Annotated in this window: 11 protein-coding genes; 7 read left to right on the plus strand and 4 right to left on the minus strand. The window is 40.1% G+C overall.

Annotation, left to right across the window (positions count from 1 at the left end; all coding sequences use genetic code 11):
• The first annotated feature begins 3 nt into the window (after positions 1 to 3).
• From G3341_RS12270 to copM, 7 genes are all read left to right on the plus strand, one after another.
• Positions 4 to 834: an alpha/beta fold hydrolase gene (locus G3341_RS12270; RefSeq protein WP_163863606.1), complete on the plus strand. Its 831-nt coding sequence runs from the start codon at positions 4 to 6 to the stop codon at positions 832 to 834.
• Between the two features lie 22 nt (positions 835 to 856).
• Positions 857 to 1,651, plus strand: a complete 795-nt coding sequence (locus tag G3341_RS12275) for an SDR family oxidoreductase (protein ID WP_154621914.1) — start codon at positions 857 to 859, stop codon at positions 1,649 to 1,651.
• A 10-nt stretch (positions 1,652 to 1,661) separates the two neighbouring features.
• Positions 1,662 to 2,456, plus strand: coding sequence for an aspartate dehydrogenase (locus tag G3341_RS12280; RefSeq protein WP_154621918.1), 795 nt, complete (start codon positions 1,662 to 1,664; stop codon positions 2,454 to 2,456).
• A 13-nt stretch (positions 2,457 to 2,469) separates the two neighbouring features.
• A complete protein-coding gene (locus tag G3341_RS12285; protein WP_154621915.1) occupies positions 2,470 to 3,939 on the plus strand; it encodes an aldehyde dehydrogenase in 1,470 nt (489 codons plus the stop codon).
• Positions 3,940 to 4,007: 68 nt separating this feature from the next.
• On the plus strand, positions 4,008 to 5,651 hold the full coding sequence (locus G3341_RS12290; protein WP_154621916.1) for a thiamine pyrophosphate-binding protein: 1,644 nt from the start codon (positions 4,008 to 4,010) through the stop codon (positions 5,649 to 5,651).
• Positions 5,652 to 6,400: 749 nt separating this feature from the next.
• Positions 6,401 to 6,832 carry a hypothetical protein gene (locus G3341_RS12295; RefSeq protein ID WP_154621785.1) on the plus strand — a complete coding sequence of 144 codons (432 nt, stop codon included), beginning with the start codon at positions 6,401 to 6,403 and terminating at the stop codon, positions 6,830 to 6,832.
• A gap of 325 nt (positions 6,833 to 7,157) precedes the next feature.
• A complete protein-coding gene (copM, locus tag G3341_RS12300; RefSeq protein WP_154621784.1) occupies positions 7,158 to 7,523 on the plus strand; it encodes a CopM family metallochaperone in 366 nt (121 codons plus the stop codon).
• 254 nt (positions 7,524 to 7,777) lie between these two features.
• Here copM and G3341_RS12305 read toward each other — a convergent pair whose 3' ends face one another.
• The 4 genes from G3341_RS12305 to csy3 all read right to left on the minus strand — a co-directional run bounded on the left by G3341_RS12305 (position 7,778) and on the right by csy3 (position 12,144).
• Positions 7,778 to 8,251 (minus strand): anti-virulence regulator CigR family protein, encoded by a 474-nt coding sequence (locus tag G3341_RS12305; RefSeq protein ID WP_154622574.1) that lies wholly within the window; start codon positions 8,249 to 8,251, stop codon positions 7,778 to 7,780.
• Between the two features lie 318 nt (positions 8,252 to 8,569).
• Positions 8,570 to 9,352 carry an elongation factor Tu gene (locus G3341_RS12310; protein ID WP_154622575.1) on the minus strand — a complete coding sequence of 261 codons (783 nt, stop codon included), beginning with the start codon at positions 9,350 to 9,352 and terminating at the stop codon, positions 8,570 to 8,572.
• Between the two features lie 1,116 nt (positions 9,353 to 10,468).
• Positions 10,469 to 11,110 carry a type I-F CRISPR-associated endoribonuclease Cas6/Csy4 gene (gene cas6f, locus G3341_RS12315; RefSeq protein ID WP_154623419.1) on the minus strand — a complete coding sequence of 214 codons (642 nt, stop codon included), beginning with the start codon at positions 11,108 to 11,110 and terminating at the stop codon, positions 10,469 to 10,471.
• A gap of 8 nt (positions 11,111 to 11,118) precedes the next feature.
• Positions 11,119 to 12,144, minus strand: a complete 1,026-nt coding sequence (gene csy3 / locus G3341_RS12320; RefSeq protein ID WP_163862105.1) for a type I-F CRISPR-associated protein Csy3 — start codon at positions 12,142 to 12,144, stop codon at positions 11,119 to 11,121.

Raw genomic sequence — 12,144 nt, forward strand, 5'->3', positions numbered from 1 at the left:
GTGATGAAACTGCCTATTGAACAATTGCCAACTATTCGGTCCGCTGATTTTGGTCAATATCATGTTAACTGGCGTGAAGCAGGTGAAGGAGAAACTATCATTTTACTTCACGGTATCAGCTCTGGATCTGCATCGTGGATTTATCAACTGGCGGATTCATCACTGACTCAACAATACCGACTACTCGCATGGGAGGCGCCGGGTTACCTCAATAGTCTAGCCCTGACGACCGACACACCAACAGCTAACGATTATGCAGAGGCATTAGTGGCTTTGATTGACGGTTTAGCTATTTCGCAAGTGGTGCTCGTTGGTCATTCCCTTGGTGCCATTATAGCCAGTGCATTTGCGGCAAAATACCCACAGCGTATTAAAGGATTACTATTAGCTAACCCAGCGCAAGGTTATGGAGCTAAAGACAAAACGGAACAAAAACAAGTTTATGAACAAAGACAGACTATCGTCTTCAATTCCGGTATTGAAAATTATGCGCAACAACGTGCAGCCGCCTTGTTAAGCCCAACAGCCAGTGAGCAACAAATAGATTGGGTTAGGCAGACGATGCGTAAACTCAATCCTAAAGGATTCTTAGCGGCGGCTTGGATGCTGGCATACGATGATATTAATCGTTATCTCAGCCATTATTCTGGTCCGCTCCAGATGCTAGTAGGCCTTGATGATACCATTACGCCGCCTCAAAAAGTCCAAGCGATCGCTCAACAACAAGGTTGTTCACTCGTCTATATCGAACAGGCTGGACATGCAAGCTATCTCGATGCATCTCAGCCATTTAATCATTACCTGAAACAATTTTTGGCGACTCTGCCGTTGTAGAAGTTTAATTAAGGAAAGCGCTATGAATTTACAGCTAAAAAATCGTGTTGCCGTCGTCACCGGTGGCAGTTCAGGGATTGGATTAGCGACCGTTCAATTATTGCTCGAAGAGGGATGTAAAGTGGCTTTCTGTGGGCGTAATCAAGACAAATTGATGCAAACACTCACGATGTTACAAGCTGATTATCCACAAGCGGAGCTTCTTGCTGTCTGCTGTGATGTTATGGATAAAACACAAACAGAAGCCTTTGCACAACAAGTACAATCGCACTTTGGCCAAGCTGATTTACTGATCAATAATGCGGGACAAGGGTATGTCGCTCACTATGCCGACACGCCCGAAGAGGCATGGTTACACGAGGCCCAACTAAAATTATTTGGCGTCATTAACCCCGTTAATGCATTTATGACATTATTGGAGCAATCTGAGATTGCCTCCATTACTTGTGTCAATTCACTGTTAGCCTTACAACCAGAACCTCACATGGTAGCAACCTCTGCTGCACGTGCAGCATTACTCAACCTCACTCTAAACCTATCAAAAACCCTTTTACCAAAAGGCATCCGTGTGAATTCTATTTTGCTCGGCATGGTTGAATCAGAGCAGTGGCGGCGCCGTTTTGAACAGCGCAGTGATAAAAGTCTTAATTGGGAAAGTTGGATTGGCGAGATTGCCCAAAAACGCGGTATTCCAATGCAACGCCTTGGTAAACCTGAAGAGCCAGCTAGAGCTCTCGTCTTTTTAGCTTCACCAATGGCTTCTTTTACCTCAGGTGCGGCATTGGATGTTTCAGGTGGTTTCTGCCATCACATTTAAAGGAATTATGATGAAAACATTAATGCTGATCGGATATGGTGCAATGGCCAATGAAGTAATTAGTCGCTTACCCAAAGGCATTGAATTGCGTTGGATAGTGGCAAGAGAACATCATCATCCTGATATCCAACAACGCTTTCAAAACCGTGTGACGCCACTCAGCTCGCCGACTCAGGCCATACAACAACCTGATTTGGTTCTAGAGTGTGCAAGTCAACAAGCTGTAAAACAATATGCTGCCAAAATATTAGAAAAGGGGTGGACACTCGCGATTATTTCAACCGGTGCTCTTGCTGATGCGCAATTCGCTGACACTCTCCGTCATCAAGCTCACCAGCATCAAGGCACATTGATACCCTTATCAGGTGCGGTTGCTGGATTGGATGGCCTACGCTGCGCAAAAGAAGCCACGATCAATCAAGTGACCTACCAATCAAGAAAGAGCCCTGCCAGTTGGCGTAATGGCCCCGCTGAAAATTATATCGACCTTGATGCGGTTTCCGAACCGACGGTGTTTTTTAGTGGAACTGCACGAGAAGCGGCGTTGAAATTTCCTGCCAATGCCAATGTCGCAGCAACTGTCGCTCTTTATGGTATTGGCATGGATGAGACTAAAGTTGAGTTAATGGTTGATCCAATCACCACCCAAAATAGTCATCGCATCGATGTCTCGGGGGATTTCGGCCATTTTTGTATCGAACTAAACGGTAATCCGCTGCCTTTAAATGCCAAAACATCTTTGTTATCAGCATTAAGCGCCGTCGAAATTTGTCGTCGCATTGCAGAACAAAAAGCCATTATCTGACTGGAGTAGGACCATGAAAAAAATCGATATCTTTGTCGGGGGAAAATGGCAACTAGGCCGTGGTCACGAAATGCATTCACGTTTCCCTGGTGATCAACATATTGTTGCAACACTTAACAGCGCCAGTTTAGACGATGTTGAAGAGGCTGTTCTCGCCGCAGATAACGCATGGCGTGACCCCGCTTGGCGCTATATGCCCGCCCACCAGCGAGCCGCAATTCTGCTGAAAGTCAGTGCACTCATTGAAGAACGCGCTGAGGAATTAGTACGTTTACAAACTCTCGATAACGGTAAACCATGGGCAGAAGCCCGTGGCTTAGTAATGAGTGCAGCGGCAACAGCGCGCTATTTTGCCGCCGTTTGTGAGGTCAGTGGTGGCGAATTACCCCCTCGCCGCCAACCTGATATGATGACATTAAGTACCTACCAACCTCTTGGCGTCATCGCTGCGATAACCCCATGGAACTCCCCTATTGCCAGTGATATGCAAAAAATTGCTCCAGCAATAGCGGCGGGAAATGCGGTGATATTAAAACCAGCGGAAGCAACCCCATTAATTTCGTTAAAACTAGCCGAATTATTTGAAGAAGCCGGATTGCCCTCAGGGCTACTCAGCGTGTTGCCCGGTAAAGGCTCTGTTGTGGGTGATGCCCTTGTTCGTCATCCATTAGTCAGAAAGATATCCTTTACTGGTGGTACCAATACCGGCAGACAACTCGCTCATATCGCTGCTGACAAATTGATCACCACCTCATTAGAGCTTGGAGGCAAATCACCTACCATCGTCTTAGAAGATGCGGATCTCGATCTTGCTGCACATGGTGTTTGCTACGGCATCTTTAGCTCGATGGGTCAAGCATGTATCGCAGGCTCTCGACTCTTTGTTTCACGTGCAATTTATCAACCGTTTTTAGAAAAGTTAACTGCACTCACACAACAATTAATTATTGGCGACCCCCGTCAAGAGCGTGTGCATGTTGGCCCATTAATATCACCAGCGCATCGAGAAAGTGTAATGCGCTATGTCGCTCAAGCAATAACAGAAGGCGGCAGTATCCGCTTGGGCGGAACAATACCTCAAGATCCTCACTTACAAGAAGGTAATTATTTCTTACCGACCATTATTGAAGGACTAAATAATCAAGCTTCTGTATGCCAAGAAGAAATATTTGGTCCTGTATTAGTCGTGATCCCTTTTGATAATGAAGCGGAGTTGATAGAAGAAGCCAACGACTCGCTTTATGGCCTCGCAGCAGGTATTTGGACTAAAGACTATACACGTGCATTTAAACTCGCGGATGCATTAGATGTTGGCACAGTTTGGATCAACACCTACAAAGTTTTCTCCATTTCAACACCTTTTGGTGGGTTCAAAGAGAGCGGACTCGGTAGAGAAAAAGGCTTAGAAAGCCTAAAAGCTTATATGCAACAAAAAAGTATTTTTCTGGCACTAAACCCACAACCAAACCGTTGGTGTGAATAAATGACCATTGATATGCAGCCCTACACACGTCGCTGTTAATTGGTTATCAAATTCTTAAGGAGAACACTATGCATGAGACAATCACGGTTGGCGAGGCGATCGCCAGAACATTAGAACAATATCAAGTTAGCACTGTTTATGGCGTTATCTCAATCCACAATCTCCCCATTGCCGATGCCATTGGTCGACGAGGCCTTATTGATTTCACACCTAGTCGTGGGGAAGCGGGAGCCGTTACCATGGCTGATGCACATAGCCGCTTTACAGGATTAGGCGTTGCCTTAACCAGCACAGGTGCGGGTGCGGGGAATGCTGTAGGCTCGATGATTGAAGCAATGAACGCGTGCTCACCACTCATTCACATAACTGGGCAAGTTGAAAAAGCCTATCTCGACATGGATGCTGGCTTTATTCATGAAACACGTGATCAACTCGGTTTTTTAAGAGCCAGTTCTAAACAGGCTTTTCGTGTTCACAGCGCTGCCCAAGCAGTCGCAATTTTGCATAAAGCGATTCAAGTGGCTCAAACCATCCCTTGCGGACCTGTTTCTATCGAAATTCCTATTGATATTCAAAATACCCCCGTTCCCTTATCAATACTCAGTACTCCCCTGACCACTCAACCGCTACCCGCCGCAACCACAGATCAAGTTGATGCGATTTGGCAAAGATTACAACATGCACAACGCCCTTTATTATGGATTGGAGGCGGCGCTCTCCATGCTTCAGCAGCGGTTAAAAAACTAGCCGATTTAGGCGTCGCCGTGATAAGTAGTACCCATGGTCGAGGCATTTTATCTGATGACCATCCATTCAGTTTACGGGCTTTCCATAATGCGGATTCAATTGATAAATTAATGCGCACTTGTGATATCACACTCGTTGCAGGTTCACGATTACGCAGCAATGAAACCAAAACCTGGTCATTGCCATTACCGCAACCTTTAATTCAAATTGATATTGATCCTCAAGCGACCAATCGCAACTATAGTGCAGACCTTGTCGTTACCGCGGATTGCCACAGCATTCTAAGTGCATTGGCTGAAAGACTTGAAAAAGCGAATAGTGTGATTTCACCGCAATGGCGACAACAAGTGCAAGAGGCGACTCATTTAGCAGAACAACAACTTAGAGAACAGTGTGGCCCCTACAGCCAACTCAGTGATGCCGTCGAACACGCCTTACCGACTCAAGGTATCTTTGTTCGAGATATTACAGTTTCGGGTAGTTTATGGGGGAGCCGATTATTAAAGGCCACTCAACCACGGCATAATATACATTCGTTAGCTGGAGCTATAGGCCTTGGTTTAGCCATGGCGATTGGCAGTGCCAAAGCCAACCCACAAATTCCAGTTATTGGTTTAGTCGGTGATGGTGGTTTGATGTTAGGTGTCGGTGAACTCGCCACCATGGCCCAAGAACAATTACCCATTGTCTTAATTATCATGAACGATCATGGATACGGTGTTATGCGCGGGATCCAAGAAAAATATTTTGCTGACCGCCAATATTATAATGACCTACTGACACCTTCATTCACTCGATTAGCCGAATCAATGGGAATTAAAGCATTAACTATTGATAAAGCAGACGATTTTAAGTCAACTTTACAGCTTGCCGTCGACTTAAAACAACCTGTTGTTATCGAGGTTTTAATGGAAAATATTGGTAAAATGAATTTCTCTGGGCCTCCTCAGAAAAAATTATTTTAATCATTTATTATTAACGTTATTCATCTACAACGATTTCTGATGATCACACCATAGAGTGAGTCTTATAGTCTCACTCTATTTTACTTAATTGATGGATTTTTAGCTTTTCTGTATGTTACACAGCCTAATGTGGTTCGTTTAAAATAGCTGGTATATGTTAAAACTTAAATTAATCAAGATATTATAAGAGTAAAAATGGATTGTTTAGATTCACTTTAAACGATTTCAATACTGAAAGATGAAAAATCGTTTAAAATAATCATCATTTATACTGCCCAAAGTAACACCAAATAAATAACCTTTATTTTAAAGTTATTTTTGTTTGTCAGATTACAATATTCTAAATAAAGATCTAAAAGGAATATAACCGCGAAAACATGTCACATCGCTTGATGGATAACATAACGCATCAACCACAGCGCTTTGAAGGTACAGAAAATACGGTCAATGTCGCCCTACATGCTGAAAAATTAACATGAAATTTTTACACTTCATGCAACCCCGTAGCGGTTCTCAATAAAGTTGAGCGACAGATATTACCTAGTTGAGTATCTTCTTTTATCGTAAAAAGTTATCTCTTTCCTAGCCGTTTCTCGACCATAAAAAGCCTTCGGTTTACTCGCATAATTAAGATATAAGGTTACAAATATTTACCTATTTTATTTCACTGTCATTAAAGGTAGATGTTATATTATGAGTAATAGGAAAACAAACACCTCTGCTATAGTAATAATTTTTAAGGGAATATAATGAAAAAATATTTACTACCCATTAGCCTCTTCATCAATCTCGTTTTACTTATCGCTATTATCGTGATGGCAACACTATTTTTTAACTTAAAAGGCAAAATTGATACAACGGTTGCACAAATAAAAAATGGTCAATATGCTGAATTAATTAAAGATAATACAGCCAAATTAATTCCTGAGGGGTTAAAGCGCATCGATACAATTCAACCTGGCCAAAGTCAGTGTGCCTATTTCTACCAAAATATAGACTCAATAACTGAATATTTAACAGCAAACCCAACAATTGCTGGTGCTGAGACCTATATTAAACAATTAAATAATTTAAAAAAATCAGCAGAAAAAGCCCCTTCTGCACTCAAAGAAACAGCGTGTGAAAAAGGTGTTTCAACGATTAATTATATCAGTGAAAAAATATCTACAGTGACAGATTGATGACTCTAGCCCTTTACTATTAGTATCAGAGATCTAAATTCAACCTCAAATAGCGCCAGACGATTAAAGCCAACAGGGGGAGCACCCGCTGATTGGCTTTTTTGTACCGCAATAGGCTCTGCATTATCAATGCCATTGTATCGCTCTTCTCAGCAAAACCCACATTAAACAATCCGCTATCTTCACCACCCCATATCGAATTAAAAATTCACAATCAATTCATATGTAAAATAAGTTAAATTTGTTATAGGGCCGATTGACCTTAACCTTAGGGGAAGCTTTATGGTTACTTCCGTTTAATCTATCATTTCATAAGGACATTACCATGAAAAAAATACTTCCTATCGCCACACTTATTGCCGCTAGCGTTTCATTGAGTGCTTTCGCTAACTCAGGTCATTCAATGCATATGTCTTCTTCAACAACAAATGAAATGCAGAAGGAGTTAAACCAATCTATGGATAAAATGCATTCAGATATGGCCAAAAGCATGAATGAACAAAATGCAGATGTCGCCTTTGCTCAAGGCATGATCGCTCACCATTTAGGGGCAATAGAGATGGCTAAAATTGAACTAAAATATGGTACAGATCCTGAAATGAAAAAACTCGCAGAACAAATCATTAATGCCCAAGGCCCAGAAATAGAGCAAATGCAAAAGTGGTTAGAAAAAAATAAAGATAAAAAGTAATAGACATTATCTTTATCACTAAGAGTCCAATAAGCGAGTATTAATCGTAGTATCCATTTAAGAGTGTTTATCTAAAAAACCAATAGTGGCTATTTATCTCTCGCTTTAATTAGATTTCTGCGTGTTTAATCGCTGAGTCACCAAGATGTATGCCTAAGGCATATTGCAAACAATAAAGCCCCCATTTAATTTATCTAAATTAAACGGGGGCTATAAAATAATTATTGAATCGCTAACCCACTATTTAAAGTTAATTAATCAAAAACATCATTAATAATTGTAGTCACGATTGCTGTACTCAACGCTATTAATACTAAGTCATTACCTACAATATTCCATTCATATCCTGGATAATGTGGCAATTGAAGTAGCATGGATTGAGGAACGGCTTTCTTAGCAATTCCCGGAGGCAATGGTTTACCTCTTGCGAAATTTTTGGCGATACCCGGCGGTAAGGCATTATAACCTGTAATACCACTATCTAAAGCCAATGCTCTCGCTTCATTGTATGTCAACGCCACTGATAAGGTATTATTTTTATCTGAAGAAGCATCATGCCTTTTATCTTTACCGTTCCCCTGATTACTCTTATTTCCTTTATTTTTAGGGTGCTCTTTATTTTGTCCATGACCTTGGCCACCATTTGGCTCCGCGTAAGAGACGTACGGCGCTAATGATAAGCTTGTCGCTAAAATCAATAGGCCTGACAATTTAGTCATTTTATTCATGATGATACCCTCATTGACGCTGTAGCATCCAAAATACACCTCAATAGACCTTGCCTCTATAGGTAATATTCCTAGAATAAAGCCCTAATTAAAGAATATTATCATCCATAACCCTGACATAGCACATTAATGCAGTCATTTACTCTAAAATCGGCAGCTAACTAAGACAGATTTATAAAGTGAATATATCAATAAGACTAACAATATCATTTTGTGCTGATTACGTTAGCCTATTACCCTACAATTGACACACCCTAATTTAGTCACATAAAACCAGACTAATCTTGTTATAATATCTTTAACAAAGACTAACGCGCTTTAAATATCATTTTTAGAAATCGTAATGAAAGCCATACTTAATTTATTATTTAATGTCCCTAAGCAACGTGCATAAATTGGAATAAGTGTTGGATTTTCTAATTGTAGTATAATGTTTGAATAAGTCTCACCTCGCTGAATAGGCTCTTGCACTCGCACGGTGCCACTGCTTATGACATCCTGACAAGCAAATTCGATAACTGTTCCATCCATAATAGCGTCATTACTTGCCGCTTCTTCTTTACTGAAGATATAGGCGTGGCTATAGATTTGATTCATTAATATCGCTTTTTCTGGTAGAACTCTCTCCACCGTATTTTTCTGGGATAGAAATTTTTCAAACGAATCATCTAACCAATCATGATAAACTGCGGTTACTTGCATATCATATAAGTTTAATAATTCGTTCACTTCCTCAATAGCTAATGACATAAGTTGCTGAAAATCTTCGTCATCCAGCATTTCTTTTGGTAGATGTTTACCGTGAAAGTAGATTTGGACAGAGTTATGACCTGATTGCCTTGCAACTAAAATTGATTCTCTAAGTTTTTGAGTAGGTCCATCAGCCATATTAACAACTAGGATGATACTTTCTTGGCTAAATGCCTGTTTAACATCTTGAATTAGCGAATTACTAACTTTAGGTGCCACAAATTTTTTGTTCGGGAACGCGTTAACTAAATTGTAGCGGTAATCATCCCCAAGAAGCATAACAGAATTGACAGATGAAAATGCTAAGGATGAAAATAACAATCCTCCTAAGAATACAACGAACGCCTTCATGGAAACCAACACCTATGACGAGATAATCTCTACAGTTTCTTTGATATCATGCTCTGCTACAGAAACTGCCCCCACCACTATATACTAACAATATAAACGAAAGAGTAAATCGTGATAACCGTTTATTTCATCAAGGATTTCGTCTCCTCTGATCATATATTGCTCTTAATATACCAAACACTTTAAAAGTGTAAATTAAATTATCTTTTTTATTTATATTACCTTATCAATAACATTGTATTTCATTCACTAAAATAGTTCAAAACAGTACATTCCATTCAGTATTTGGTAACATATTCTTGTTATGCAATTAATTAAAACTACTGTACTATACTTATCACATTCTCCCCCTACGAGAGAATGCATTGATTACTGGATTTTCCCTGTAATGCTGATTTTAAGCTTCGCCCCAATATATCTTGGGGCTATTTTTTACTATTTATATCAATAGCAATGTTATTTAGCGAATATTTACAAATACGCTAAACATTATCTAAATCATAACAACTAAAACGTAAATTTGACTATTATTAAATAATATCATTCTATTTATTAGGTTACGTATTTGATGTGCAGTATTATTTACTGCTCTATTGATAGATTCTTTTGATATATTATCTTCAGCTTTAACTATTAATGGGATGATATCTCACAAACAACACTAGCGACTATAAGTTCCCATTTTTATGATGATGGTATACTTCACTTATTTAAAACACCAACAAGCTGCCTATACGGCAGTGAACACACTATTGTTTTCCCTTGGCGTAAACATTCATTTCTAAGCTGCCTATATGGCAGTGAACTAAACAAGTATTACTTGAGCATCGTAGTGATATTTCTAAGCTGCCTATACGGCAGTGAACTTAATTATTGTCAGTGGTCTTATATATTGTGTTTTCTAAGCTGCCTATACGGCAGTGAACGATAGATCAGAGCGTCATGAGCGAGTCTGCGTTTTCTAAGCTGCCTATACGGCAGTGAACGCGAGCTTATCAAATAAAAAATAAGTTACAACAAACAGTTAGTGATATTTTAGAGAAAATACCTTCTTTTTTACCGTTAATTGTAACTCATTGTTTTATAATTTTATTTTTAAAGAGCAAAATAATAAGGTTAAAAATGAGGAACTGTCGCTAACTCAACATCTCTTCCGACTTGCTGACTTAATCCATAACAGTTAAACCCACCTAATTGTGCTTTTCCCGCAGAAATACAGCGAATAAATAACGGAAACGGGCGATGAATTGCTCCTTCATATTTAGATTTACTCTGTTGACTCTCCATCCAGATAAAAGGCAATCGACTAAATTCATTAACCTGATTTTTCCTCAACACATGTAAGCAAACTTCCGCAGGCTGCCCCGATTTTATTGAGAGAAATTGCGCTTTCTTTTGTATATCCAGTTCAGTCCGTTTTTTACCTTTCACATGTTGTCGTACATAACTGACTGGTATGGCATTTTCCGGTACTGTCAGAATCGACTTAACATGCACATAATCAGATAACCGTGCTAGCCAATGATTGACATTGAGCTGGGCAAGCATAGCTTCTGTATTTGCCATCAATCGTATCTTTTTACCTAAACGGAACCCGACACTCCCATATTCAGGAAAAGCAACAGCAACCTCACTATGACCCGTTTCAGACTTATTTTCTACCAATGCGATATGTATTTGTTGGTAAACCCTTTGCCATAGAAAGTCCAACGGTATCGTCGAATCAGGTAGTAGTGTAATCTCCTGATAATAGTTCATAGTTCACCTTATTTGTCACTTTCGCCAAAGACACCACCACGCACTAATACCGCCATAACATAGTGTTCATCTTCAATGCGTGCCAACTTTTCACCACGAGCCCATTTATCAAAATGAGTATAAAAATCTTGTTTTGCTCCTGGTGTTCGATAAGCCCGACCAAGATTAGTCACCGCTCCATAAGGTTCAATAGCGATAGCACCACCACTATTCACGTCATCATGATAATCGGGATACCAAGTATCAATGGAACGTAATGCATTACCTATCTTTTGTGAGTGCATTGCGGCATGCCCATTCACATGGTAAAGAATTTTACTTTTACTCCCTTTACCTTTATCTAATACCAACTCTTCACTGGGATAAACTTCTTGAGATTGGCCTAACAGAGTATAAGTTGTTATTTCAAGAAGTAATGCTCCCTCACTGTTTGCTAAGGCAGCAGCAATTTTAGCGCCGAGTTCATTCACCTTTTCATCTTGCTGGTCAAAGCTACGAATGCTGTATTGCGTTGCATCAAAAGTCCATTGTTGCTCGAGACCTTCACTCAAGATTTTTACCTCAACCTCTATTTTTTCAGCGCCGACTCGGTTGCGCCATAAAAAACGTGCATTCGCAATATTATGGGCATAACGGAGGCCAAGTTCACGGAAGCTTTCTTTTTCAATATATTCTTTTGCCGCTTTTGTGTAGCTTTCTTTAAACAGTGCGTTATTACAAGCGGATGGCGTTTCTACCCCACCTAAGATTTTCAAGGTGAATTGATGTTTTAAGGTATCTTGCTGTGTACCTAATGCACAAGCATCGACTGTTTGTAAGTTCGCCTTTTCAACTTCAGCATTTAATTTTAGCGGATCGTTTTTGACAGGGCCTTTGAGACGATTTGAGATTGTTCCTCGGACCGATTTTTCTTGCAAAGCAAGCGGTATACACTCTGTTCTATTTTTCCAACTCGTACCATAAAAATACCCGTCCGATGGAACCAATTTTTTTTCAAATGCCAATACGGATGCTACATCATTATTCTTTGCCAT

This window comes from Providencia vermicola, from assembly GCF_010748935.1.
Classification (GTDB): Bacteria; Pseudomonadota; Gammaproteobacteria; order Enterobacterales; family Enterobacteriaceae; genus Providencia; species Providencia zhejiangensis.

Coding starts and splice junctions, on each gene's coding strand:
- G3341_RS12280 (WP_154621918.1), top strand. CDS start 1,662: ATGAAAACATTAATGCTGATCGGATATGGTGCAATGGCCAATGAAGTA.
- G3341_RS12270 (WP_163863606.1), top strand. CDS start 4: ATGAAACTGCCTATTGAACAATTGCCAACTATTCGGTCCGCTGATTTT.
- G3341_RS12275 (WP_154621914.1), top strand. CDS start 857: ATGAATTTACAGCTAAAAAATCGTGTTGCCGTCGTCACCGGTGGCAGT.
- copM (WP_154621784.1), top strand. CDS start 7,158: ATGAAAAAAATACTTCCTATCGCCACACTTATTGCCGCTAGCGTTTCA.
- G3341_RS12290 (WP_154621916.1), top strand. CDS start 4,008: ATGCATGAGACAATCACGGTTGGCGAGGCGATCGCCAGAACATTAGAA.
- cas6f (WP_154623419.1), bottom strand. CDS start 11,110: ATGAACTATTATCAGGAGATTACACTACTACCTGATTCGACGATACCG.
- G3341_RS12295 (WP_154621785.1), top strand. CDS start 6,401: ATGAAAAAATATTTACTACCCATTAGCCTCTTCATCAATCTCGTTTTA.
- G3341_RS12285 (WP_154621915.1), top strand. CDS start 2,470: ATGAAAAAAATCGATATCTTTGTCGGGGGAAAATGGCAACTAGGCCGT.
- G3341_RS12305 (WP_154622574.1), bottom strand. CDS start 8,251: ATGAATAAAATGACTAAATTGTCAGGCCTATTGATTTTAGCGACAAGC.
- csy3 (WP_163862105.1), bottom strand. CDS start 12,144: ATGGCAAAGAATAATGATGTAGCATCCGTATTGGCATTTGAAAAAAAA.
- G3341_RS12310 (WP_154622575.1), bottom strand. CDS start 9,352: ATGAAGGCGTTCGTTGTATTCTTAGGAGGATTGTTATTTTCATCCTTA.